The sequence below is a fragment of the Pseudomonas sp. WT-JTC genome, from assembly GCF_056711565.1.
In genome coordinates, this window is the sequence record NZ_CM160042.1 from 1,778,813 (window position 1) to 1,800,873 (window position 22,061).

The window sequence follows — 22,061 nt, forward strand, 5'->3', positions numbered from 1 at the left end:
TCGTGCTTGGCTGACGCTTCACCAAACAAAGGCCACCTTCGGGTGGCCTTTGTCGTTTTCGAGGTCATGCGGTGTCAGGACCGGCCCCTTCGCGGGCAAGCCCGCTCCCACAGGGAGTTGTGCCGTATGCAATTTTTGCGAACGACCCGGTCAACTGTGGGAGCGGGCTTGCTCGCGAAGACGGACTTACAGGCGCCAACCATTTACATGCGAAAATGCGACACGCAAATGTCGTAGATCGGATAGTTCGCCCTCTAACAGTGCGTTTATCGGCCAAATTCGTTAATCTACGCGCCATTTTTGCGTCCGCGGCCCACAAGGCGGCAACGCGCTAAAAGGGTCGGTCTTATACGGACTGACAGCATTTCCCTCACCCATAGGGAAATCCCTCTCTAAATTCCGATTCAGTAGTGTGGTATTTCCTTAATGAAAGTGTTGAAAGGCCAGGACATCCTGGCACTTGGTTTTATGACGTTTGCCCTGTTCGTCGGGGCCGGCAATATCATCTTCCCCCCTATCGTCGGTTTGCAGTCCGGACCTAATGTCTGGATGGCGGCGCTGGGTTTCCTGGTCACCGCGGTCGGTCTGCCGGTGATCACCGTTGTGGCCCTGGCCAAGGTCGGTGGTGCAATGGATGCGTTGAGCAGCCCGATCGGTAAAATCGCCGGCGGCCTGTTGGCGGCGGCGTGCTACCTGGCCGTGGGCCCGCTGTTCGCAACGCCACGTACCGCGACGGTATCGTTCGAAGTGGGTCTGGCGCCGCTGACCGGCGAGAGCCCGCTGGCATTGTTCCTGTACAGCTCGGTGTACTTCCTGCTGGTGTTCTTCATCTCGCTGTATCCGGGCCGTCTGCTGGATACCGTAGGGCGCTTCCTCGCTCCGCTGAAGATCATCGCCCTGGCGGTGCTGGGCATTGCCGCATTCGCCCTGCCGGCCGGTGACATTGGCCAGGCAACCCCTGAATATGTGGCGGCGCCGTTTTCCCAGGGCTTCATCAATGGTTACCTGACCATGGATACCCTGGGCGCCCTGGTGTTCGGCATCGTCATCGTCAACGCCATCCGTTCCCGTGGCGTTGAGTCGCCAGCACTGATCACCCGCTATGCGATCATCGCCGGTCTGATTGCCGGTGTGGGCCTGGCGCTGGTGTATGTCAGCCTGTTCCGTCTCGGTTCGGGCAGCCATGAAGTGGCCGCAGGCGCTACCAACGGTGCGGCGGTACTGCATGCTTACGTGCAGCACACCTTCGGTTCGCTGGGCAGTGGTTTCCTCGCTGTGTTGATTTCGCTGGCGTGCCTGGTGACCGCGGTCGGCCTGACCTGTGCCTGCGCCGAATACTTCAGCCGAGTGCTGCCACTGTCCTACAAGACGCTGGTCATCATCCTGGCTGCATTCTCCCTGCTGGTGTCCAACCTGGGCCTGACCAAGCTGATTGCGTTCTCGATCCCGGTACTGACCGCGATCTACCCGCCGTGCATCGCCCTGGTGGCCCTGAGCTTCTGCAAGGACTTCTGGCACGAACAAGGTCGCATTGTCGGTCCGGTCATGCTGGTATCGTTCCTCTTCGGCCTGATCGACGCCCTGAAGGGTGCAGGTCTGGCGGACTGGATGCCGACGCAATTGGCCCACCTGCCGCTGAGCGAGCAGGGCCTGGCCTGGCTGGTGCCATCGGTGATGACACTGGTCGTCGCAGTTGTCTTTGATCGTCTGCTGGGCAAGCGCGAAGAAGCCTTGGCTTAAGTCGCTCCACGGCCCGCCACAAGCGGGTTTCGAGCAGAAACGGAAATGCCCCGTCTCAATCGATACGGGGCATTTTTTATGGGCGTGAGGCAGTGTCTTTTTCCTTAAGCTAACGTCGAAGCACTTTGTGGGAGCGGGCTTGCTCGCGAATGCGGTTTATCATTCAACATGGATGTCGACTGACACTCCGCTTTCGCGAGCAAGCCCGCTCCCACAGGTTTTCGGTATTTCGCCCTTACATCACAAGGACCTGCATGTCGTTCATCCAAGCCAACCTGATCCACATTCTTGCCGCCATCTGGTTCGTTACCTGCTGGGGCGGGTACACCCGTTATGCCACCTGGAAAGGCCGTGACACTGCATGCCTGGCCAGTGTGCTGCACCTGTATCGTGAGGACTGGATGCGCCGCATGCTGCTGCGTGACAACCGCATCGCCGATGCCAGCGTGATCGGCAATCTGGAGCGCAATGCTTCGTTCTTCGCCTCCAGTACATTGATTATCCTGGCCGGTATTCTCACCGTGTTGGGGGCTTCGGAGCGGGCGGTATCGTTGCTGGCAGATATCCCGATGGTGCAACAGGCGTCCCAGGGCATGTCGGAAATCAAGTTGCTGTGCCTGGCGCTGGTGTTTGTCTATGCGTTCTTCACGTTCAGCTGGTGCATGCGCCAATACAACTTTGCGGCGGTACTGGTGGGGTCGGCACCGATGGCCGGCGAGCGCCATGTGTCGGAGCAAGAGCGCAAGGCGTTTGCCTCCCGCGCGGCCCGCGTCATCTCCATGGCTGCCAACCAGTTCAACTTCGGGCTGCGTTCCTACTACTTCGGCATGACCATGCTGGCCTGGTTTGTCAGCCCATGGTTATTCATGTTGATGAGTGCCGGCGTCGTGTTTGTGTTGTACCGCCGCGAGTTTCATTCCGACGTTCTCGACGTGATGGTCTATACCCCTACAGAGGCGCCGTTGCCGGAGGTAATCAAAGAGGCTGCTTGATGAGTATTCCATTCTGGTGCGTGTTTATCAGTGCCGTGTTGATCTACCTGGCGCGAATCCCCGTTACCAGCGCCATGAAAGAGCAGGGCGGCTACGATAACCACCTGCCGCGCCAACAGCAGTTGCAACTCACAGGCCTGGGTGCCCGGGCAGTAGCCGCGCATCAGAATAGTTTCGAAGCGTTCATGTTATTCGCGGTGGGTGTGTTGATGGCGCATACCACGCAGACGGCGGGATGGCTGATCGACTGTCTGGCGATCATCTTTGTGGTTTCGCGGGTTATTTACCTGGTGTGTTACTGGAAGGACCTGGCCTGGCAACGCAGTATGGTTTGGCTGGTGGGATTAATCTGTTCGCTGTTGCTGATAATTAGTCCGACTTTTCGGACGATTTTGCTCTAACCGCTTTTTTGAAGACAAAAGAAAACCCGCACTTGGCGGGTTTTCTTTTGTCACGCTAAAAACCGGATTAGTTCTTAGGCGCTTCCGGAGCGGCCGGAGCGGCTGGAGCGGCTGGAGCGGCTGGAGCGGTCGGAGCAGCCGGAGCAGCCTCTTTCGCCGCGTCGTTCATTTTTTGCTGGGCTTGCTCAGCATTTTGGTTAGCATCTTGAGCTTTGTCCTCGGTTTTTTTGCCGCAGGCAGCGAGACCGAGGGAAGCGGTCAACATCAAGGCAATAGCTAAAGTCTTACGCATGGGGTGTTTCTCCTGATGAAAAGCATCTACTGGCCTTAAGAGCCCACGCATCAGGGTTAAGTTCCTTAATTCTTTCAGATATATAAGTTTGCTCTAGTGCGGAACTTTTACCCGAACCTCCACCGCACTCTACGAACATCAACAAGAGTTTTAATAAAATGGCTGAAAACCCCGTTTTTGAGCGTGCGATGCGCTTTCTGTCGGCGCTGCGACATTGTCAGGTACTTGGACTAAGCGTTCACAGCGCCAGCAGCGAGGGGCTGACGATTGTGCTGCCGTACAGCCCGCAGATCGTCGGTAATCCCGAAACCGGCGTGATTCATGGCGGGGCGCTGACTTCGTTGATGGACACGGCCTGTGGCATGGCGACACTCTGCGTGCTCCCGGAGTTCGAAGTCTGCCCGACCCTCGACCTGCGCATCGACTATATGCACGCTGCCGAGCCGCATAAGAATGTCTACGGCTTTGCCCAGTGCTATCGGGTAACCACCGACGTGATTTTTGCCCGTGGCTTCGCCTATCAGGATGACCCCGGGCAACCCATTGCCCATGTGGTAGGCACTTTCATGCGCATGGGCAAGGGCATCAAAGGTACCAAGGGCTTTGCTGGCGCGGTTGCCGGAGGTGCGCAATGAGCGAGTCTCTGAAGGAGCAATTGCAAAAGGCCCACGAGCAGGGCGATTACGCCTCGCTGCTGGATCTGATTCCTTATGCCCGGCTTATCGGCGTCGAATGCTCAAGGGTGGGAGATGAGTTGCTGTTCAAGCTGCCAGCGAACAAGGACAACATTGGTAACCCTTTGTTGCCGGCGATTCACGGCGGTGTGATCGCCGGTTTCATGGAATTGGCCGCTGCGCTGCACTTGCTGGTGTTTACCGGAACGCCCGGGGTACCGAAGATCATCGACTTCTCCCTGGATTACCTGCGTGCCGGGCAGTTTCGCGATACCTGGGCCCGATGCCAGGTTTGCCGCCAGGGCCGCCGGGTTGCCAACGTGGCGATTACCGCCTGGCAAAGCACCGAGGCCGAACCCATTGCCACGGCCCGTGCACATTTCAAACTCGAGGAGCCCTTGAAATCCTGAACTCAGCCCCAAACTCTGAGAACAACCCGCCGCTGACCCTCAAGGTCGCGGCTTATGCCATCTGATTGGAGTTTGATGACCATGAGTGTGGAAACTCAAAAGGAAACCCTGGGCTTCCAGACCGAGGTGAAGCAACTGCTGCATCTCATGATCCATTCGCTGTATTCCAACAAGGAAATTTTCCTTCGCGAATTGATCTCGAACGCCTCTGACGCTGTCGACAAATTACGTTTCGAAGCCCTGGCCAAGCCAGAGCTGCTGGAAGGTGGTGCCGAACTGAAAATCCGCGTGAGCTTCGACAAGGACGCTAAAACCGTCACCCTCGAAGACAACGGTATCGGCATGAGCCGCGAGGATGCGATCACCCACCTGGGCACCATCGCCAAGTCCGGCACCGCCGATTTCATGAAGCACCTGACCGGCGACCAGAAGAAAGATTCGCACCTGATCGGCCAGTTCGGTGTCGGTTTCTACTCCGCATTCATCGTCGCCGACAAAGTCGACGTGTTCAGCCGTCGTGCCGGCAGCGCCGCCAGCGAAGGCGTGCACTGGTCGTCCAGGGGCGAAGGCAATTTCGAAGTCGCGACCATCGACAAGGCCGAGCGCGGTACCCGCATCGTCCTGCACCTGAAATCCGGTGAAGACGAGTTCGCCGATGGCTGGCGTCTGCGCAATATCATCAAGAAGTACTCCGACCATATCGCCTTGCCGATCGAGTTGCCGAAAGAAGTGGCAGCCGCTGAAGGCGAAGAGAAACCGGCCGTCGAGTGGGAAACCGTCAACCGCGCCAGCGCCCTGTGGACCCGTCCGCGTACCGAGATCAAGGACGAGGAATACCAGGAGTTCTACAAGCACATCGCCCACGACTTCGAAAACCCGCTGAGCTGGAGCCACAACAAGGTCGAAGGCAAGCTGGAGTACAGCTCGCTGCTGTACGTGCCGAGCCGTGCGCCGTTTGACCTGTACCAGCGTGAAGCGCCAAAAGGCCTGAAGCTGTACGTGCAGCGCGTGTTCGTCATGGATCAGGCCGAGTCCTTCCTGCCGCTGTACCTGCGCTTCATCAAAGGCGTGGTCGATTCCAACGACCTGTCGCTGAACGTGTCGCGGGAAATCCTGCAGAAAGACCCGATCATCGATTCCATGAAGTCGGCGCTGACCAAGCGCGTCCTGGACATGCTGGAAAAACTGGCGAAGAACGAGCCAGAGCAATACAAGGGCTTCTGGAAAAACTTCGGTCAGGTCATGAAAGAAGGCCCGGCAGAAGATTTTGCCAACAAGGAAAAAATCGCCGGTCTGCTGCGTTTCGCATCGACCACTGGCGACGATGGCGAACAGGTTGTCGGCCTGGCCGAGTACCTGGCGCGCGCCAAGGAAGGTCAGGACAAGATCTACTACCTGACCGGCGAAACCTACGCGCAGGTCAAGAACAGCCCGCACCTGGAAGTCTTCCGCAAGAAAGGCATCGAAGTGCTGCTGTTGACCGACCGCATCGACGAGTGGCTGATGAGCTACCTCAGCGACTTCGACGGCAAGAGCTTCGTCGACGTGGCGCGCGGTGACCTGGACCTGGGCAACCTGGACTCGGAAGAGGACAAAAAGGCCGCGGAAGAAGTCGCCAAGTCCAAGGAAGGTCTGGTCGAGCGTCTGAAGACTGCATTGGGCGAGTCCGTTGCCGAAGTGCGGGTTTCCCACCGCCTGACCGACTCCCCGGCGATCCTCGCCATCGGCGAGCGGGACCTGGGCCTGCAGATGCGTCAGATCCTCGAAGCCAGTGGCCAGAAGGTGCCGGATTCGAAGCCGATCTTCGAGTTCAACCCGGCTCACCCGCTGATCGAGAAGCTCGACAACGAGCAGAGCGACGAGCGCTTCGGCGACCTGTCGCACATCCTCTTCGATCAGGCAGCCCTGGCGGCTGGCGACAGCTTGAAAGATCCGGCGGCCTATGTGCGTCGCCTGAACAAGTTGCTGGTTGAGCTGTCGGCTTAACAACGTTGTATAAAAACCCGCTTCGGCGGGTTTTTTCATTCTGGTGTTCAAAATCAGGAGTCAGACATGAGCCAAATCACTGTACGTTCCGTTGCTTATCAGATTGACGGCCAGGCTTACGAAAGCCGCCTGGCCTTTGATGCCGACCATAAAGGCCCGCGTCCGGGATTGTTGATGGCGCCGAACTGGATGGGCGTCGGTGCCGGAGCCGAAGAGATCGCCAAATCGGTGGCGGCCAAGGGCTACGTGGTGCTGGTTGCGGACCTTTACGGCCAGTCGGTTCGTCCAACGAACAACGATGAGGCGGGCGCGGCGATGATGCCGCTGAAGAACGACCGGGCATTGCTGCGCAAGCGTATGCAGGCAGCGTTCGAACAATTGCAAAAGCAGGGCGAAGCGGCGGTCGATACGTCGAAACTGGCAACCTACGGTTTCTGCTTCGGTGGTTGCTGCGCCCTGGAATTTGCCCGTACCGGCGCGCCGGTGAAGGCCGCGGTGTCGTTCCACGGCACGCTGGACACGCCGAATCCGGCCGATGCGAAAAACATCAAGGGCAAGGTGCTGGTGTTGCACGGTGCCTCCGATCCACTGGTGCCGAAGGAGCAGTTGCCAGCGTTCGAAGATGAAATGAACGCGGCCGGTGTGGACTGGCAATTGCTGAGCTACGGCGGTGCGTTCCACTCGTTCACCGACCCGCACGCCAAGGTGCCGGGCATGATGATGTATGACGCGAAGATTGCCGCACGGGCATTCACGTCGATGCATAACTTGCTGGATGAAGTGTTCAAGGGCTGACCATGATTTGGTCGGTGTGAGTGCCGGCCTCTTCGCGAGCAAGCCCGCTCCCACATTGGAATGCTGTTCCCCTGTGGGAGCGGGCTTGCCCGCGATGGCGGTATAACTGGCGCCGAAAATTTTAAGGCAGTTCGATCCGCTCAACTTCCCCCGGCACCGTCGGCCAATCCCCCGCCGCCCAGCGCCGGCGCGCTTCATCGATAGCAGCTGGATCGCTCGCGACAAAATTCCAGTTGATCCGCCGTGGCCCGTCCAGTGGCGCTCCGCCAAACAGCACGGCATGACAGTCGCTCTCGGCGAACAGCGTCATCTCTTCCCCGGCCGGCAGCACCACTAGCGTGTAGGGCTCCAGCAGCTCGCCCTCCAGTTGCACCTCGCCGCTCAACACATACAGCGCACGTTCTTCATGTTCGGTGGGAATCAGCAAGGACGTCGCCGTTTGCAGGTGCAATTCTGCGTACAGCGTAGGAGAAAGCACCGGTACCGGCGATTCCAGGCAAAAGCCTGACCCGGCAATCATGCGAATCTTCACCCCCAGGTTTTCGCTGACCGGCAATGTGGACGCCGGATGGTGGCTGTAATGCCCTGGGCCCTGTTCTTTGTCCTTGGGCGAAGCCAGCCAGATCTGCAAGCCGTGCATCGTGAAGCCGCTTTCTTTAAGGGCCTCAGGCGTGCGTTCGACGTGGGCGATGGCGCTGCCGGCCGTCATCCAGCTGACATCGCCGGTATCGACAACCTGATCGGAACCGAGGCTGTCCTTGTGCTGGATCTGCCCCTGGAACAAGTAGGTGAGGGTCGACAGGCCGATGTGCGGGTGCTGGCGGATGTTCATGCCTTTGCCCCGCGGATAACGGGTTTCCAGCATGTGATCAAAAAACACGAATGGTCCGACGCTGCGGCACTTGGCGGATGGCAGCGGGCGGAGAATCGGCTGGCCTTCGACATCTTCGGTGCGGGGGCGGATCACGAGCGGAGTGTTCATGGTGCATTCCAGACTGAGCGGGTGATGCGGTCGAGCATAACCCGCTTGCGCAGCCCTTGCCGCTATTGGCTGAACGCGCCTTCGGACAAGTGCGTTTCGATGCTGACTTCAGTCGTGGTCATCAGCTTGTGGATCGGGCAGCGATCGGCCACGCGGTGCAGTTCCTCGCGTTGGGCGTCGGTGAGCACGCCCTTGAGGGTCAGCTTGACGTGCAGGGCGTACTTGCCTTTCTGTTCTTCACTGTTGTCGCGTTTGACCTCGACGCCGACACCGGTCAACGGGATGTCTTTTTTCTTCGCATACAGCTTCAAGGTCAGGGCCTTGCACGCGCCGAGTGCAGCGTCGAAGTAATCGTGTGGCTCGGGCGCCGAGCCTTCGCCGCCTGCGGTGGTCGGCACATCGGCAAAGAGTTCATGGTCATCGATTTGCACGCTGTGACGGAAACCTTCGGCGCAGACGGTGTTGACAGTAACGGTCATGGGAAACCTCGTAAGCAACGGGACATTTATTCGATCAAAAAAGACCTTGAAGGTATAGAGCATGGTGCCGGATGTGCGTTCCGGTTTTCTTGTACGGGTGGGTCTTTTCGCTGAATCGTTACCGTAGCAGTAATGGTGTTTTGATATCACTTTTTCGTCTTACGCAAATTTTCAACAGTCCGATACCGTCTAAAGAACCAGCTGCCTGATGCAGCGCTTTTGGAAGGAACCAGGGGAATGAGTATCAGAAGTCTCAATATTGCGCCACGCGCGAGTCTCGGTTTTGGCCTGTTGGCGTTGATGGTGTTTGGCTTGGGGGTGTTCGCTCTGCTGCAAATGTCGAATATGCGGGCGCAGTCCGATCAGGTCGATGACAACTGGCTGCCCAGTGTGATGGCGGTCGGTGATATGAGTCAGGACATGTTGCGACTGCGGGCGCTGACCATGCGTCTGCTGATCAATCGCGAGCCACAGGCACAGGCGCAGAACGTCAACAAAATCAACGAACTCAAAAGTGTTCTCGACGATGCCAAGCAACGTTATGACAAGTTGATCGTGCTGCCTGAAGATCGCGTGTTGTTCGATCGCTTCAAGGCTGCCGAGGGTAAATATCTGCAGTTCCAGAGTCAGGTGATGGCCCAGGCTACCCAGGGACGGGTGGAAGAGGCCGCGGCCATTCTCAATGGCGAGATGAACCCGCTGGCCGATGAGATCACGGTCACCCTCAGGGAGTTGGTCGAACTCAACAAGCACAACGCCAATCTGGCGACTGCAGCGGGACGCCTGGTGTTCAACCAGTCGCGGGTCTGGGTCGGGGTAATGATCGGTGTGACCGCGCTGATCACCATTGGCCTGGCACTGCTGTTGACACGCAGTATCGTGTTGCCGCTGTCACAGTCGTTGAAAGTGGCCGAGGTGGTCGCCGGCGGCGACCTCACTGCAGCTATCAGCATTACCGGCAAGGATGAGCCCGCGCGGCTGCTGCACGCGCTCAAGAGCATGCAACAGAGTTTGCGTGAAACCATCCAGCGTATATCCGATTCATCCAGTCAATTGGCCTCGGCTTCGGAGGAGCTCAGTAGCGTCACGGAAGACGCCACCCGTGGCCTGCATCAGCAGAGCCTGGAGATCGAACAGGCGGCCACGGCGGTCAACCAGATGACCGCGGCCGTGGAAGAAGTGGCGAGCAATGCCGCCGCAACGTCGCAGGCCTCGCGCGAGTCCGACCGCATTGCCCAGCATGGTCGCGAACAAGTGCATCAGACAGTACTGTCGATCGAGTCGCTGGCTGAAGATGTCACCACCAACGTCACTCAGGTCGAAGACCTGGCGCAGAAGGTGTATGGCATCACTACGGTGCTGGACGTGATTCGCGCGATTGCGGAGCAGACCAATCTGTTGGCGCTGAACGCGGCAATCGAAGCCGCGCGGGCCGGGGAGGCCGGGCGCGGGTTTGCGGTAGTGGCCGATGAGGTGCGGGCCCTGGCGCATCGCACCCAGCAATCGACCCGGGAAATCGAGCAGATGATTACCGGTATCCAGCAGGGCACCGATCTGGCTGTCAGCTCCATGCAGCAGAGCAACACCCGGGCGCGCTCGACGCTGGAGGCAGCGAAAGCGGCGGGCGTGGCCCTGGAAGATATCGCCTCGGCATTCACCGTGATCAATGAGCGCAATATCGTGATCGCCAGTGCCTCGGAGGAACAGGCGGCGGTGGCGCGGGAGGTGGACCGCAACTTGATGAATATCCGTGACCTGGCGCAACAGAGCTCGGCCGGAGCGAACCAGACCAGCGCGGCGAGTCAGGAATTGTCGCGGTTGGCGGTAGACCTGAATACGCTGGTGGCGCGGTTTTCGGTCTGAATGACAGGCGAGCGTAATACTGTTCAGTCAAGGATTCTGTAGGAGCGAGCTTGCTCGCGATGGTCGTTAACGATGGCGCGTGTTTACTGACTAAACACAGCGCTCTTGAGTCCATCGCGAGCAAGCTCGCTCCTACATATCGGTCCGGATCAGCTGCCTTTGACAGCCTTGCCGTTGACCGTGCCGTCCAGGAGCATGATGTTGTACTCCTTGCCGTCGGTTTCGACCTGTTGCAGGCGGACCAGCAGGTAATCCCAGTCCTTGGCGAACCACATCACGGTGATGCGTTTGCTTTGTGTCGGGTCGCGCACGCGCTCAACCTTGATCGCTTCGATCTGACCGGCCTTGGTGTCGACTTTTTCCGTGCCGAGCACGCGGAAATCATAGGTGTCGACTTCACCGCCATCGACCACCTGATAGCTCATGGTCTTTTTGCCGGCGGCCACGTCGTGCTGCAGTGCCAGTTGATAGGTCGACTTGTCGACCATGCCGCGGTTCAGTGGAACCTTGACCGGATCGCCACGATCGGTGCCGGTGACCATCTTGGCGTTCCAGTCGAAGTCCAGATCAGCCTTTTTCGCCTTGCCCAGACCACCACGTTCGAAGTGGTACGACTGCGGCAGCAGGGTGTCCTTGTCCAGGGTCAGGGTGCTTTCTTCGGTCAGGCTGGCGATCATCATCGACGCCTTGAAACTCAGTTTCCATTTGCCGTCGCTGGTTTTTTCCAGGCTGCGTTCGGCAGTGCCGCTCATGGGCAGCTGTTTCCAGTCGGCGGTGTAGCTGGCGGAGAAGGGTTGAAGGTCTGCCGCCTGGGCGAAGGGCAAGGCGAGCAGAGCGCAAGCGAAGAGCAGGGCGCGACGCATAAAATCTCCTAGTTTCGAATCAAGTGGCCGCTGGCCGCGAGTAACTGTCCATCCAGTAAAGCACCTTGCTCGCCGAGGGCTAGACGGCCTTCGGCAAACCAGCGTACGGCCATCGGGTAGATCAGGTGTTCCTGAACATGGACCCGCTGCGCCAGACTCTGCGGCGAATCCTGTAACTCTACCGGTATTACAGCCTGTACGACCAGTGGTCCGCCATCGAGTTCCTCGGTGACGAAGTGCACGGAGCAGCCATGCTCGGCGTCGCCAGCCTCCAGCGCGCGCTGATGAGTGTGTAACCCTTTGTATTTGGGTAGCAGCGAGGGATGGATATTGAGCAGGCGACCCTGATAGTGGCGTACGAAACCCGCGCTGAGAATGCGCATGAATCCGGCCAGTACCACGAGTTCGGGATTGAAGGCGTCGATCAGTTCGATCAGTGCGGCATCGAAGGCCTCGCGACCTTCGAAAGCCTTGTGATCCAGGGTGCGGGTGTCGATACCCGCGTCCCTGGCGCGTTGCAGGCCGTAGGCGTCGGCGCGGTTGGAAATCACCGCAGCGATGCGGACCGGGCTGTCGCCGGTCCGCGTGCTGTCGATCAGGGCCTGCAAGTTACTGCCGGTGCCGGACAACAGCACCACGACATCACAGGTCTTAGGCATCAGTGAGCCTTGAGGTTCTTTAGTTCAACCTGAGCCGCGCCTTCGGCGGCGGTGGAGATCTGGCCGATGACCCAAGGCTGCTCGCCCGCTTCGCGCAGAACGTTCAGGGCTGCTTCAACGTGCTCTTGAGCCACGCAGATGACCATGCCCACGCCGCAGTTCAGCACGCGGTGCATCTCGTTCTCGTCAACGTTGCCTTTCTCTTGCAGCCAGTCGAACACGGCCGGGCGGTTCCAGCTTGCTACGTCAACCACGGCTTGTGCGCCTTTTGGCAGCACGCGCGGGATGTTGTCCAGCAGGCCGCCACCGGTGATGTGGGCCATGGCTTTGACGGCGCCGGTTTCCTTGATCAGCTTGAGCAGCGGCTTCACATAGATGCGGGTCGGAGCCATCAGCAGGTCGGTCAGCGGCTTGCCGTCGAGCTGGGTGTTTTCGATGTCGGCGCCGGACACTTCGATGATCTTGCGGATCAGCGAGTAGCCGTTGGAGTGCGGGCCGGAAGACGGCAGGGCGAGCAGGGCATCGCCGGCGGCAACCTTGGAGCCGTCGATGATTTCGGATTTTTCCACGACGCCGACGCAGAAACCGGCCAGGTCGTAGTCTTCGCCTTCGTACATGCCCGGCATTTCAGCGGTTTCGCCGCCAACCAGCGAGCAACCCGACAGTTCGCAGCCAGCGCCGATGCCGGTTACAACCTGGGCAGCGGTGTCGACGTTGAGTTTGCCGGTAGCGTAGTAGTCGAGGAAGAACAGCGGCTCGGCGCCGCACACCACCAGGTCGTTGACGCACATGGCAACCAGGTCGATGCCGATGCTGTCGTGTTTGTTCAGATTCAGTGCCAGACGCAGCTTGGTGCCGACGCCGTCAGTACCGGAAACCAGCACAGGCTGCTTGTAGCCGGCCGGGATTTCGCAGAGGGCGCCGAAACCGCCCAGGCCGCCCATGACTTCCGGGCGCGCAGTGCGCTTGGCGACGCTCTTGATGCGTTCGACCAATGCTTCACCGGCGTCGATGTCTACACCGGCGTCCTTGTAGCTCAGGGAGGGTTGCTTGCTCATGATCCAGGCCTTTAGGGGGGGATTTCTGGGTAACGACCGAGTCCATCGGGACCGCTCAAACAGGCGAAGGCGAGGGCCATACGCGAATTTCAGGGTGCCCGGCTGTTGCCGGTCTGCGAAGGCGCGCGATTTTATCAGGCTTGAGCCGCAGCGGCCATCCTCAGGCCGACAGCAGGGCCATATCCGTTCAAAAAAAACCGTTGATGCGCGCTGTCGATGGCATCCTGCATGGCTGTATAAGGTATCGAGATTAACCGTCTATCGTTATGACAGTGCGAAAACATACCCCGGACGTGTGAATGTTTTGTATCGGGCGATGGTCACAGCCTTGCTCGATCGTCTTCATGCGGTCTGTTCCAGCCGCTCTTGTCGTCAGGAATCTCCCATGCGTTTTTGTAATTTCTTGTTTGCAGGTTGTTTGTCATTGGTCAGCCTGGTCGGTCATGCCGAAACCGTCAAAGGCCTTTACCAGGTACGCGAGCCGGTGAATGGCCAGTCGCCCGAGGAGCGCGACCAGGCCACTCAACGAGCGTTGGACACCTTGGTGTTGCGCCTGACCGGCGACCCCAAGGCCGCCCAGAGTCCGGGGCTGGCAGCGATTCGCAAGGACCCGCAACAGATCATCAGCCAATACGGCTTTGATGCCGGGCCGCCGGAAGTCCTGAAAGTCGATTTCGACCCGGGCACCACCGAGCAGGCCCTGCGCCGCGCCGGACTGGGCGTGTGGGGGGCCAGTCGGCCGTCGATCCTTGGCTGGTGGTTGAATGATTCCGCCGAGGGCTCAAGTCTGGTCGGCGACGGTCAGGCCAGCGCGGCACCGCTGCGTCGGGCTGCACAGCACCGAGGCTTGCCGCTGCGCCTGCCATTGGCGGATTTGAATGAGCAGATCGTCGCGACCGCGCCGAATCTGGAAGGTGCGGATCCCGCGCCTTTGCATGCGGCCTCGGAACGCTACAACGCCGATGCCTTGCTCGCGGTACACGCCCAGGAAGAGGGCGGACAGTGGCAAGCCAAGTGGCGTCTGTGGCTGGGCGATCAGAAAGAGGCCGGCACCGTGCAGGGTGCCGATCAGGCCGCGGTGGCCGATGCGGTGATGCTGGCGGTCAACGAGCGCCTGGCGCCGCGGTTTGTCGCCAGACCTGGTGCTTCGAGCACGCAATTGCTGGAAGTGCAAGGCATGAATCTCGAGCACTACGCATCCCTTGGGCGCTTGCTGGAGCCATTTGGCGGGCGCGTTCAAAGCGTCGAGGGCGACCGGATCGTGTACCTGGTCAATGGCAGCGCCGATCAACTGCGTGCACAGCTGTCGCTGGCGAGGCTGCAAGAGGCGCCGGCGGGGCAGGCCCCGACTCCGGCAGTGCCGGTTCAGCCTGTCGCCGGTGGTGCGGTGCCTGCCCCAGCGCCGGCCCCGACACCGCAACTGCGTTTTCGCTGGTAGTTTTTCTTTCTTTATATAGAAGCAATGGAGTGGTTCATGGCCGATACGCGGCGTTGGTTCTGGCTCGGTGGGGTGGTCCTGCTTTGCGCGTTTGTCTGGTTGTTGCACCCGATCCTGACGCCGTTCCTGGTGGCACTGCTGTTGGCCTACCTGTTCGATCCGCTGGTGGATCGACTGGAGAGGGCGGGCCTGTCCCGAACCTGGGGTGTAGTGGCGGTGTTTACCCTGTTTACATTGATCTTCACCGCGTTGCTGTTGGTGTTGGTACCGCTGCTCGCCAGGCAGTTGTTTCGTTTGTATGAACTGGCCCCGCAGATGCTCGACTGGATACAGCACACTGCGTTGCCTTGGGCGCAATCGAAGTTCGGCCTGTCGGACGGTTTCTGGAAGTTCGACAAGCTGAAGGCAGCCATCAGCGAGCATATGAGCCAGACCACCGATGTTGTCGGCGTGGTGCTGAGTCATGCCACTGCCTCGGGGCTGGCGTTGATTGGCTGGCTGGCGAATCTGGTGCTGATTCCGGTGGTGAGCTTCTACTTGTTGCGCGATTGGGACCTGATGATGGCCAAGATCCGCAGCCTGCTGCCCCGTGAGCGTGAAGAGCGCGCGGTGTCGCTGGCGGGTGAATGCCATGAAGTGCTCGGAGCGTTCGTTCGCGGACAGTTGCTGGTGATGGTGGCCTTGGGGGTGATCTACGCAGCAGGCCTGATGCTGGTCGGGCTGGAACTGGGTTTGTTGATTGGCCTGATTGCCGGTCTGGCGGCGATCGTGCCGTACATGGGGTTTATCATTGGCATTGGCGCGGCGCTGATTGCGGGGTTGTTCCAGTTCGGTGGTGATCTATACCCGATGCTTGGCATCGTCGCGGTGTTCATGGTCGGCCAGGCACTGGAGGGTATGGTGCTGACGCCGTTGCTGGTCGGTGACCGGATCGGTCTGCACCCGGTGGCGGTGATTTTCTCGATCCTGGCCGGTGGCGAGCTGTTTGGCTTTACCGGTGTGCTGCTGGCATTGCCGGTCGCCGCAGTGATCATGGTGCTGGTGCGTCATGTGCATGATTTGTATAAGGATTCTGAGATCTACTCGGGCGTCGACGAACCGGAGCTGTAAGGGTTGTCGACGGGCGATGGCGGGCTGCCCGGGTTGGTGCCGGGTCGGCCTGCTTGCATCGTGCGACTGTCACATGCACCGCCAAAGAATCTGTCACCAAACCGGGGCGTTAACGCAAACCTTTGATTTTGCTTGTGGTCTGTCGCATTGTGCGGTCCGCTTCACGGGTATAAACTTCGCAAACTTTACACAGAGGCCACTAACGGTTCCTTTGGAACTGTTCAGTCAGCATGAAACCGATTCAGCTGCCCCTAGGTGTGCGTCTGCGTGACGACGCCACCTTTATCAATTACTACCCAGGCGCCAATGCCGCTGCACTCGGCTATGTCGAGCGGCTATGCGAAGCCGACGCCGGCTGGACCGAAAGCCTGATCTACCTTTGGGGCAAGGATGGGGTAGGGCGTACGCACCTGTTGCAGGCCGCCTGCCTGCGCTTCGAGCAATTGGGGGAACCCGCGGTGTATCTGCCGCTGGCCGAACTGCTCGATCGCGGCATTGAAATTCTCGACAACCTTGAACAGTACGAACTGGTCTGTCTCGATGACCTGCAGGCGGTTGCCGGCAAGGCGGACTGGGAAGAGGCGCTGTTCCATCTGTTCAATCGCTTGCGCGACAGCGGCCGACGCTTGCTGATTGCCGCGTCGACCTCCCCGCGCGAGTTGCCGGTGAAGCTGGCAGATCTCAAATCCCGCCTGACCCTGGCCTTGATCTTCCAGATGCGCCCGCTGTCCGATGAGGACAAATTGCGTGCCTTGCAATTGCGCGCATCCCGTCGCGGGCTGCATCTGACCGATGAAGTCGGGCATTTCATCCTGACTCGCGGTACCCGCAGCATGAGTGCGCTTTTCGAGCTGCTGGAGCGTCTCGATCAGGCCTCCCTCCAGGCTCAGCGCAAGCTGACCATCCCGTTTTTGAAAGAAACCCTCGGCTGGTAAACCCGCTGAAACCGGGGCTTTGGCGGGTTTTGGCATATTTCAGGCGTCAGAAAACCCGCTTTCCTGCACGGTGGCAGGCTGCGTGTGAGTTTTAAATGGGCTTAAGCGCTTAGATGTAAACGAGAAACGGATAAGTCACAAAAAGATCGATTGAATTTGCAAATGAGGTTGATAGCGGGCATAGTCTCGGCTTCTTTACAACTTTCAGCCACGGTCGTGCCCATGCTCAATCGCTTCGCACCCCTCGTGCCTCTCGCACTCGTTACCCTGCTGTTCGGTTGCGCTGCCCACACTCCGGTGTCCCAGCAAGTGCCGCAACAACAGGTTCAAAACTCCGTTACTGCCCAGTCCTCCTCTCTTTTCCAGGAAGAGCTGGCTACCGAAAAAGAGCTCGCAGACTTCGCCGGTGGCAAGTCCTACCAGCTTCCGGTACTGGCCGACAGCATCCTCGAACGTGGCATGTCCCTGATCGGTACCCGTTACCGTTTCGGCGGTACCTCTGAAGCCGGCTTCGATTGCAGTGGTTTCATCGGTTACCTGTTCCGCGAAGAAGCGGGCATGAACCTGCCGCGCTCCACCCGCGAAATGATCAACGTGGACGCTCCACTGGTCTCGCGCAGCAAGCTTGAGCCGGGCGACCTGTTGTTCTTCGCAACCAACGGCCGTCGCGGTCGCGTCAGTCACGCCGGGATCTACCTGGGTGACAACCAGTTCATCCATTCCAGCAGCCGCCGCAGCGGTGGCGTGCGGATCGATAGCCTGGGTGACAGCTACTGGAGCAAGACCTTCATCGAAGCCAAGCGCGCCCTGGCAATGGCGCCTAATGCGTCGCCAATCGTCACTGCCCGCAAATAAGCGCACAGTTTGTAAGGCAAACTTAAAGTCTTACTTGAAGTTTGCCATATAACCGCTAGAATCCTGATGTATGAATGATGGCAAACCGCCTGCGTCCCGCGCAGGCGGTTTTCTTTTCTGCACTCCCGGCAGAAAAAGCCGCAGCCAGATCAGGATGCTCTGCTTATGACGACGTCGGCCCGCCTCGCAATCATGTTCTTCGCAGCGCTGCTCAGCGCTTGTGCCAGCCGTACACCGCCACCAGCGCCGGTGGTTCGTGCCCCCATCGTATTTGGCTCTTCACAAGCGTTTTCGCCCGAGGCGGAAGACGTGCTGTTTCGCGCGCTCGGTCTGGTGGGCACGCCTTATCGCTGGGGTGGCAATACGCCGGATTCCGGATTTGATTGCAGCGGCCTGATCGCTTACGTTTACCGCGATGTCGCCGGCATTTCCTTGCCGCGCACCACTCGCGAGATGATCTCCATGCAAGCGGCGAGTGTGGGCAAGGAAGGCCTGCAAACCGGTGACCTGATTTTCTTCGCCACCAATGGCGGTTCCCAGGTCAGTCATGCCGGCATCTACGTGGGGGAAGGGCGCTTTGTCCACGCGCCGGCCACCGGTGGCACCGTGAAGCTCGACAGCCTGTCCAAGACGTATTGGCAAAAGGCTTATCTGAGCGCCAAGCGTGTTCTGCAGCCTGAACATCTGGCGCGCAACCCGTAACTTCCGGAGCTGGTTGTCATGACTGCTCGCACCCTCAATCTCGACGATTCGCTGTATCAGTACCTGCTCGACGTCTCGCTGCGGGAAACCCCGCTGCTCAAGCGCCTGCGCGATGAAACCCAGGCGCTGCCCATGGCTCGCTGGCAGGTGGCGCCGGAGCAAGGGCAGTTTCTCGCTTTGCTGGTGAAACTGACGGGGGCCAGGCGCTTGCTCGAAGTCGGCACCTTTACCGGTTACAGCGCGCTGTGCATGGCGGCGGCATTGCCCGCTGACGGTTCGCTGATTTGCTGTGATATCCCCGGCGACTACAACGCCACGGCCCTGCGCTATTGGCAGGAAGCCGGGCTGGCCGGACGCATCGATCTGCGTCTGGCGCCTGCCCTGGAAACCCTCGGCAAGCTGGACCACCCAGGCCAGTTCGATCTGATTTTCATCGATGCCGACAAGGCCAACTATCCGGGTTATCTGGAACACGCCCTGCGATTGCTGCGGGTTGGCGGGCTGGCGGTGTTCGATAACACCCTGTGGAGCGGGCGCGTGCTTGAGACCAATCCAGAGAGCGCGGACACCCGGGCGATCCAGGCGCTGAACCGGGCGTTGAAGGATGATGCGCGGGTGGATCTGTCGTTGTTGCCGTTGGGGGATGGTTTGACCCTTTGCCGCAAACGCTGAACCCCGTGGGAACGGGCTTGCTCGCGAATACAGGCTGTCAGTCGACTGATGTGTTGGCTGATACACCGCATTCGCGAGCAAGCCCGCTCCCACAGGTTCAGTGACTTACTTTGCTGCCGACACTCGCCATACCTTGTTCCCCACATCATCGGCCACCAACAGGTCACCCTGCCGGTCGATCACCACGCCCACCGGCCGGCCCATGGCTTCTTCCTTGTCGTTGAGAAACCCGCTGAGCACTTCAACCGGGTTTCCGACTGGCTTGCCAGCGCGGAAGGGCACGAAAATCACTTTGTAGCCGCTGTGGGGCTTGCGGTTCCAGGAGCCGTGCTGGCCGATGAAGGCGCCTTCCCTGAATTGCGCCGGCAACTTGTTGCCTTCGGCAAACGCCAGGCCCAGTGACGCCGTGTGTGGGCCGACGGCGTAGTCCGGGGTGATAGCCTTGGCCACCAGGTCCGGGTTTTGCGGCTCGACGCGAATATCGACATGCTGGCCGTAGTAACTGAACGGCCAGCCATAGAATGCACCGTCTTTAACCGAGGTGATGTAGTCCGGTACCAGATCACTGCCGATTTCATCCCGTTCGTTGACCGCTGTCCACAACGCACCACTGCGCGGTTCCCAGGCCATGCCGTTGGGGTTGCGCAGACCTGAGGCAAAGATCCGGTGCTGGCCGGTGGCGCGATCCACTTCCCAGATCGCTGCACGACCTTCTTCCTTGTCCATGCCGTTTTCCGCAACGTTGCTGTTGGAGCCCACAGTGACGTAGAGCTTGCTGCCGTCCTTGCTGGCGATGACGTTTTTGGTCCAGTGGTGGTTAAGCGGGCCGCCTGGCAGGTCAATTACCTTGATCGGTGGTGACTGGATCTGCGTATCGCCACTTTCATAGTGAAAGCGCAGAAGGCGATCGGTATCGGCCACGTACAGGTCATTGCCGACCAGCGTCATGCCGAAGGGCGAATTGAGGTTTTGCACAAACACCGTGCGGGTTTCCGCAACGCCATCGTGATCCTTGTCGCGCAGCAAAGTGATGCGGTTCGCGCTGGGCACGCGAGCCCCGGCACGCCCCATGACTTTCTTCATCACCCAGCCGCGAACGCCTTTGCCGTCTTCGGGTTTCGCTGGTGCGCTGGTTTCCGCCACGAGCACATCGCCATTGGGCAGCACATAAAGCCAGCGCGGGTGATCCAGGTCTTCGGCAAAAGCGGCCACTTGAGTGCCCGTTGCTGCGACGGGTTTCGCACCCTGTGGCCAGCCGATGGCCGGTGCGATGTTCACGGTCGGGATCAGGGTTTTGTTCGGTTCCGGCAGTCGGGGCGAAGGGCCGGTGCCATCGGAGACTTGCAGGCGGGAGGTCTCGCTGCAAGCGGCGAGCCCTCCTGAGAGCGCGATAACGAGAACGAGCGAGGGCGTGCGCATGCTGGTCTTCCCTATGAATGCCTTGTTCTAATCATAGAGAAGCGTTATCGACCGATGGTTCAACCCTTAGCCGCGTGTTTCCTTGAACAGCACCGCAATGCCGGGGTGATAGTTGCCAGCTTCGTTGCGCAATTTGCGGTAGGCATAAGGGAAATACCAGGCGACGGCGCAGGTGTGTTCCTTTTGCAGGTCGTCGACCATGTCCTGGAGTTCTTCCGGCGTTGCGCCTTGCTGGGCTTTTTGCGGGGCGACGAACAGGCAGCCGAGTTTCAGGTCGCTGGCATGGCTCACTCGCTTCGCATCGCTGGCGATGTCGACCAAGGCCTGGGTCAGGTTGAGGCTGTTGACCCGTGGCCAGCGCTGGCTGACCTGGATGTAGGCGCGGGTTTCGGGCGAGGCGAGGAACAGGTCGGCACGGCCGTTGCGGTCGCCTTCTTCGGTCTGTTTGCGGGTGGGGGTCTGTTGCAGCGTGACCATCTCGGCCATCCAGGCCGCGGCAGAGAGCAGTCCGAGATTGGCTTTTTCGTCATGCCAGTACGGTGTGTCGCCATCGCCACGGACGGCGTTATAGCGGTCGATGCATTCGAACCAGCGCTCGAGCACCGGACGCAGGAATTCCAGCTTTGGATTGCTGATGATCATGCCTTGCATGGGCTCACCCTTGTTATTGTGTTGTGGGGTTGTGGCTCTTTGATATCACTGCTGCGAGCGTGGCACAAGATTGACGTCAGATTATTGATTGACGACAGTTATTCGGCAGGTGGCCGCCCGGCTTTAATTGACGCTCCACCCCCAACCCTCTAACCTTCGCGGCTTGTTTCAGGTGCTCTGTGACTTGGGTCGACAGAGTGAAACAGGGAAGCCGGTGAGTGAGTCCTTCTGTTTGTCGAAGGCCTGCAATTCCGGCGCTGCCCCCGCAACGGTAAATGAGTGAAAACTGTGTGTGATGCCACTGTGTCGATTCGATGCGGGAAGGCGCACAGTCCGGCCCCGCGGCCACTCATGAGCCCGGAGACCGGCCTGATTCATCCAGCGGCATCACGGTGGGCGATGCCAGGCTTGTTGCCTTCTTTTGCTGTGCCTGCCCGCCGTTATTCCTGCCTCAACGGAGAGCTCCCCCATGACTGATACCCCCGATCGTGACGAACGCCACCTGGCGCGCATGCAGCGCAAAAAAGCCGTGATCGACGAACGCATCGCCAATTCCCCGAACGAATGCGGCCTGTTGCTGGTGCTGACCGGTAACGGCAAAGGCAAGAGCAGTTCGGCCTTTGGCATGCTCGCCCGCGCCATGGGGCATGGCATGCAATGCGGCGTGGTGCAGTTCATCAAGGGCCGCAACAGCACGGGCGAAGAGCTGTTTTTCCGGCGCTTTCCCGAGCAGGTGCGTTTTCATGTGATGGGTGAAGGTTTTACCTGGGAAACCCAGGACCGTCAGCGCGACATCGCTGCCGCCGAAGCCGCCTGGGCGGTGTCGCAGCAACTGCTGCGCGATCCGTCTATTGGTCTGGTGGTGCTGGACGAATTGAACATCGCACTCAAGCATGGCTACCTCGACCTCGATCAGGTGCTCAGCGACTTGCAGTCCCGGCCACCGATGCAGCACGTGGTGGTCACCGGTCGTGCCGCCAAGCCGGAAATGATCGAGATGGCTGACACCGTCACCGAAATGGGCGTGATCAAACATGCCTTCCAGGCCGGGATCAAAGCGCAGAAAGGCGTCGAGCTGTGAGTCG

Annotated in this window: 23 protein-coding genes, 1 pseudogene and 1 riboswitch; of the genes and pseudogenes, 16 read left to right on the top strand and 8 right to left on the bottom strand. The window is 59.6% G+C overall.

Features of this window, described 5'->3' with window-relative positions; genetic code table 11:
- The first annotated feature begins 426 nt into the window (after positions 1-426).
- From brnQ to AC06G5_RS08010, 3 genes are all read left to right on the top strand, one after another.
- On the top strand, positions 427-1,740 hold the full coding sequence (gene brnQ, locus AC06G5_RS08000; protein ID WP_413425346.1) for a branched-chain amino acid transport system II carrier protein: 1,314 nt from the start codon (positions 427-429) through the stop codon (positions 1,738-1,740).
- Between the two features lie 254 nt (positions 1,741-1,994).
- On the top strand, positions 1,995-2,732 hold the full coding sequence (locus AC06G5_RS08005; protein ID WP_057397979.1) for a DUF599 domain-containing protein: 738 nt from the start codon (positions 1,995-1,997) through the stop codon (positions 2,730-2,732).
- Positions 2,732-3,133, top strand: coding sequence for an MAPEG family protein (locus AC06G5_RS08010; protein WP_413425342.1), 402 nt, complete (start codon positions 2,732-2,734; stop codon positions 3,131-3,133). Before AC06G5_RS08005 ends, AC06G5_RS08010 begins: the two co-directional genes overlap by 1 nt.
- Before the next feature lie 67 nt (positions 3,134-3,200).
- Here the strand turns inward: AC06G5_RS08010 and AC06G5_RS08015 are convergent, their stop codons facing one another.
- The gene (locus AC06G5_RS08015; RefSeq protein WP_480459226.1) at positions 3,201-3,425 is read right to left on the bottom strand and encodes a hypothetical protein; all 225 of its coding nucleotides are present in this window, start codon (positions 3,423-3,425) and stop codon (positions 3,201-3,203) included.
- Between the two features lie 158 nt (positions 3,426-3,583).
- Here AC06G5_RS08015 and AC06G5_RS08020 point away from each other — a divergent pair, with 158 nt between their 5' ends.
- The 4 genes from AC06G5_RS08020 to AC06G5_RS08035 all read left to right on the top strand — a co-directional run bounded on the left by AC06G5_RS08020 (position 3,584) and on the right by AC06G5_RS08035 (position 7,290).
- Positions 3,584-4,060 carry a PaaI family thioesterase gene (locus tag AC06G5_RS08020; protein WP_413425338.1) on the top strand — a complete coding sequence of 159 codons (477 nt, stop codon included), beginning with the start codon at positions 3,584-3,586 and terminating at the stop codon, positions 4,058-4,060.
- Entirely contained in the window at positions 4,057-4,509 is a 453-nt protein-coding gene (locus tag AC06G5_RS08025; protein WP_413425337.1) for a PaaI family thioesterase, read from the top strand. The genes AC06G5_RS08020 and AC06G5_RS08025 overlap by 4 nt, the downstream gene beginning before the upstream one ends.
- Before the next feature lie 81 nt (positions 4,510-4,590).
- Entirely contained in the window at positions 4,591-6,495 is a 1,905-nt protein-coding gene (gene htpG / locus AC06G5_RS08030; protein ID WP_480459227.1) for a molecular chaperone HtpG, read from the top strand.
- Between the two features lie 66 nt (positions 6,496-6,561).
- A complete protein-coding gene (locus AC06G5_RS08035) occupies positions 6,562-7,290 on the top strand; it encodes a dienelactone hydrolase family protein (protein WP_413425334.1) in 729 nt (242 codons plus the stop codon).
- A gap of 121 nt (positions 7,291-7,411) precedes the next feature.
- On the opposite strand, the gene AC06G5_RS08040 is transcribed toward AC06G5_RS08035, so the two are convergent.
- Both AC06G5_RS08040 and AC06G5_RS08045 read right to left on the bottom strand, forming a co-directional pair.
- Complete coding sequence (locus tag AC06G5_RS08040; RefSeq protein WP_413425332.1) at positions 7,412-8,272, bottom strand: pirin family protein; 861 nt, start codon at positions 8,270-8,272, stop codon at positions 7,412-7,414.
- A 62-nt stretch (positions 8,273-8,334) separates the two neighbouring features.
- Complete coding sequence (locus tag AC06G5_RS08045) at positions 8,335-8,751, bottom strand: OsmC family protein (protein ID WP_413425330.1); 417 nt, start codon at positions 8,749-8,751, stop codon at positions 8,335-8,337.
- Positions 8,752-8,988: 237 nt separating this feature from the next.
- Between AC06G5_RS08045 and AC06G5_RS08050 the strand changes: the two are divergent.
- Both AC06G5_RS08050 and AC06G5_RS08055 read left to right on the top strand, forming a co-directional pair.
- A pseudogene (locus tag AC06G5_RS08050) lies at positions 8,989-9,759 on the top strand (MCP four helix bundle domain-containing protein); the annotation flags it as partial.
- Positions 9,751-10,614 carry a methyl-accepting chemotaxis protein gene (locus AC06G5_RS08055; protein WP_413425356.1) on the top strand — a complete coding sequence of 288 codons (864 nt, stop codon included), beginning with the start codon at positions 9,751-9,753 and terminating at the stop codon, positions 10,612-10,614. The pseudogene AC06G5_RS08050 and the gene AC06G5_RS08055, both read left to right, overlap by 9 nt.
- Before the next feature lie 149 nt (positions 10,615-10,763).
- On the opposite strand, the gene AC06G5_RS08060 is transcribed toward AC06G5_RS08055, so the two are convergent.
- Genes AC06G5_RS08060 through purM form a run of 3 tightly spaced genes read right to left on the bottom strand, consistent with a single transcriptional unit; the run spans position 10,764 to position 13,194 of the window.
- Positions 10,764-11,477, bottom strand: a complete 714-nt coding sequence (locus AC06G5_RS08060) for a DUF3108 domain-containing protein (RefSeq protein WP_413425328.1) — start codon at positions 11,475-11,477, stop codon at positions 10,764-10,766.
- An 8-nt stretch (positions 11,478-11,485) separates the two neighbouring features.
- On the bottom strand, positions 11,486-12,136 hold the full coding sequence (purN, locus tag AC06G5_RS08065; RefSeq protein ID WP_057399406.1) for a phosphoribosylglycinamide formyltransferase: 651 nt from the start codon (positions 12,134-12,136) through the stop codon (positions 11,486-11,488).
- The gene (gene purM, locus AC06G5_RS08070; RefSeq protein ID WP_008049708.1) at positions 12,136-13,194 is read right to left on the bottom strand and encodes a phosphoribosylformylglycinamidine cyclo-ligase; all 1,059 of its coding nucleotides are present in this window, start codon (positions 13,192-13,194) and stop codon (positions 12,136-12,138) included. The genes purN and purM overlap by 1 nt, the downstream gene beginning before the upstream one ends.
- Before the next feature lie 385 nt (positions 13,195-13,579).
- Here purM and AC06G5_RS08075 point away from each other — a divergent pair, with 385 nt between their 5' ends.
- The 6 genes from AC06G5_RS08075 to AC06G5_RS08100 all read left to right on the top strand — a co-directional run bounded on the left by AC06G5_RS08075 (position 13,580) and on the right by AC06G5_RS08100 (position 18,906).
- Positions 13,580-14,632 carry a DUF2066 domain-containing protein gene (locus tag AC06G5_RS08075; RefSeq protein ID WP_480459228.1) on the top strand — a complete coding sequence of 351 codons (1,053 nt, stop codon included), beginning with the start codon at positions 13,580-13,582 and terminating at the stop codon, positions 14,630-14,632.
- A 36-nt stretch (positions 14,633-14,668) separates the two neighbouring features.
- The gene (locus AC06G5_RS08080; protein WP_413425324.1) at positions 14,669-15,742 is read left to right on the top strand and encodes an AI-2E family transporter; all 1,074 of its coding nucleotides are present in this window, start codon (positions 14,669-14,671) and stop codon (positions 15,740-15,742) included.
- 230 nt (positions 15,743-15,972) lie between these two features.
- Complete coding sequence (hda, locus tag AC06G5_RS08085) at positions 15,973-16,677, top strand: DnaA regulatory inactivator Hda (protein WP_007898944.1); 705 nt, start codon at positions 15,973-15,975, stop codon at positions 16,675-16,677.
- A gap of 222 nt (positions 16,678-16,899) precedes the next feature.
- Complete coding sequence (locus AC06G5_RS08090; RefSeq protein ID WP_413425321.1) at positions 16,900-17,532, top strand: C40 family peptidase; 633 nt, start codon at positions 16,900-16,902, stop codon at positions 17,530-17,532.
- Between the two features lie 165 nt (positions 17,533-17,697).
- Complete coding sequence (locus AC06G5_RS08095; RefSeq protein ID WP_322614296.1) at positions 17,698-18,234, top strand: C40 family peptidase; 537 nt, start codon at positions 17,698-17,700, stop codon at positions 18,232-18,234.
- Between the two features lie 18 nt (positions 18,235-18,252).
- Positions 18,253-18,906: an O-methyltransferase gene (locus tag AC06G5_RS08100; RefSeq protein ID WP_480459229.1), complete on the top strand. Its 654-nt coding sequence runs from the start codon at positions 18,253-18,255 to the stop codon at positions 18,904-18,906.
- Between the two features lie 105 nt (positions 18,907-19,011).
- Here AC06G5_RS08100 and AC06G5_RS08105 read toward each other — a convergent pair whose 3' ends face one another.
- Both AC06G5_RS08105 and AC06G5_RS08110 read right to left on the bottom strand, forming a co-directional pair.
- Positions 19,012-20,325, bottom strand: coding sequence for a PQQ-dependent sugar dehydrogenase (locus tag AC06G5_RS08105; protein ID WP_480459230.1), 1,314 nt, complete (start codon positions 20,323-20,325; stop codon positions 19,012-19,014).
- 66 nt (positions 20,326-20,391) lie between these two features.
- Positions 20,392-20,976, bottom strand: coding sequence for a hypothetical protein (locus AC06G5_RS08110; protein ID WP_413425313.1), 585 nt, complete (start codon positions 20,974-20,976; stop codon positions 20,392-20,394).
- Positions 20,977-21,129: 153 nt separating this feature from the next.
- Positions 21,130-21,363, top strand: a riboswitch (cobalamin riboswitch).
- An 82-nt stretch (positions 21,364-21,445) separates the two neighbouring features.
- Here AC06G5_RS08110 and cobO point away from each other — a divergent pair.
- Positions 21,446-22,057 carry a cob(I)yrinic acid a,c-diamide adenosyltransferase gene (cobO, locus tag AC06G5_RS08115; RefSeq protein ID WP_008017892.1) on the top strand — a complete coding sequence of 204 codons (612 nt, stop codon included), beginning with the start codon at positions 21,446-21,448 and terminating at the stop codon, positions 22,055-22,057.
- The last annotated feature ends 4 nt before the right edge of the window (positions 22,058-22,061 follow it).

What these genes read in the sequence shown, in the direction of transcription:
- brnQ (WP_413425346.1), top strand. Translation starts at nt 427, where the DNA reads ATGAAAGTGTTGAAAGGCCAGGACATCCTGGCACTTGGTTTTATGACG.
- AC06G5_RS08005 (WP_057397979.1), top strand. Translation starts at nt 1,995, where the DNA reads ATGTCGTTCATCCAAGCCAACCTGATCCACATTCTTGCCGCCATCTGG.
- AC06G5_RS08010 (WP_413425342.1), top strand. Translation starts at nt 2,732, where the DNA reads ATGAGTATTCCATTCTGGTGCGTGTTTATCAGTGCCGTGTTGATCTAC.
- AC06G5_RS08015 (WP_480459226.1), bottom strand. Translation starts at nt 3,425, where the DNA reads ATGCGTAAGACTTTAGCTATTGCCTTGATGTTGACCGCTTCCCTCGGT.
- AC06G5_RS08020 (WP_413425338.1), top strand. Translation starts at nt 3,584, where the DNA reads ATGGCTGAAAACCCCGTTTTTGAGCGTGCGATGCGCTTTCTGTCGGCG.
- AC06G5_RS08025 (WP_413425337.1), top strand. Translation starts at nt 4,057, where the DNA reads ATGAGCGAGTCTCTGAAGGAGCAATTGCAAAAGGCCCACGAGCAGGGC.
- htpG (WP_480459227.1), top strand. Translation starts at nt 4,591, where the DNA reads ATGAGTGTGGAAACTCAAAAGGAAACCCTGGGCTTCCAGACCGAGGTG.
- AC06G5_RS08035 (WP_413425334.1), top strand. Translation starts at nt 6,562, where the DNA reads ATGAGCCAAATCACTGTACGTTCCGTTGCTTATCAGATTGACGGCCAG.
- AC06G5_RS08040 (WP_413425332.1), bottom strand. Translation starts at nt 8,272, where the DNA reads ATGAACACTCCGCTCGTGATCCGCCCCCGCACCGAAGATGTCGAAGGC.
- AC06G5_RS08045 (WP_413425330.1), bottom strand. Translation starts at nt 8,751, where the DNA reads ATGACCGTTACTGTCAACACCGTCTGCGCCGAAGGTTTCCGTCACAGC.
- AC06G5_RS08055 (WP_413425356.1), top strand. Translation starts at nt 9,751, where the DNA reads ATGCAACAGAGTTTGCGTGAAACCATCCAGCGTATATCCGATTCATCC.
- AC06G5_RS08060 (WP_413425328.1), bottom strand. Translation starts at nt 11,477, where the DNA reads ATGCGTCGCGCCCTGCTCTTCGCTTGCGCTCTGCTCGCCTTGCCCTTC.
- purN (WP_057399406.1), bottom strand. Translation starts at nt 12,136, where the DNA reads ATGCCTAAGACCTGTGATGTCGTGGTGCTGTTGTCCGGCACCGGCAGT.
- purM (WP_008049708.1), bottom strand. Translation starts at nt 13,194, where the DNA reads ATGAGCAAGCAACCCTCCCTGAGCTACAAGGACGCCGGTGTAGACATC.
- AC06G5_RS08075 (WP_480459228.1), top strand. Translation starts at nt 13,580, where the DNA reads ATGCGTTTTTGTAATTTCTTGTTTGCAGGTTGTTTGTCATTGGTCAGC.
- AC06G5_RS08080 (WP_413425324.1), top strand. Translation starts at nt 14,669, where the DNA reads ATGGCCGATACGCGGCGTTGGTTCTGGCTCGGTGGGGTGGTCCTGCTT.
- hda (WP_007898944.1), top strand. Translation starts at nt 15,973, where the DNA reads ATGAAACCGATTCAGCTGCCCCTAGGTGTGCGTCTGCGTGACGACGCC.
- AC06G5_RS08090 (WP_413425321.1), top strand. Translation starts at nt 16,900, where the DNA reads ATGCTCAATCGCTTCGCACCCCTCGTGCCTCTCGCACTCGTTACCCTG.
- AC06G5_RS08095 (WP_322614296.1), top strand. Translation starts at nt 17,698, where the DNA reads ATGACGACGTCGGCCCGCCTCGCAATCATGTTCTTCGCAGCGCTGCTC.
- AC06G5_RS08100 (WP_480459229.1), top strand. Translation starts at nt 18,253, where the DNA reads ATGACTGCTCGCACCCTCAATCTCGACGATTCGCTGTATCAGTACCTG.
- AC06G5_RS08105 (WP_480459230.1), bottom strand. Translation starts at nt 20,325, where the DNA reads ATGCGCACGCCCTCGCTCGTTCTCGTTATCGCGCTCTCAGGAGGGCTC.
- AC06G5_RS08110 (WP_413425313.1), bottom strand. Translation starts at nt 20,976, where the DNA reads ATGCAAGGCATGATCATCAGCAATCCAAAGCTGGAATTCCTGCGTCCG.
- cobO (WP_008017892.1), top strand. Translation starts at nt 21,446, where the DNA reads ATGACTGATACCCCCGATCGTGACGAACGCCACCTGGCGCGCATGCAG.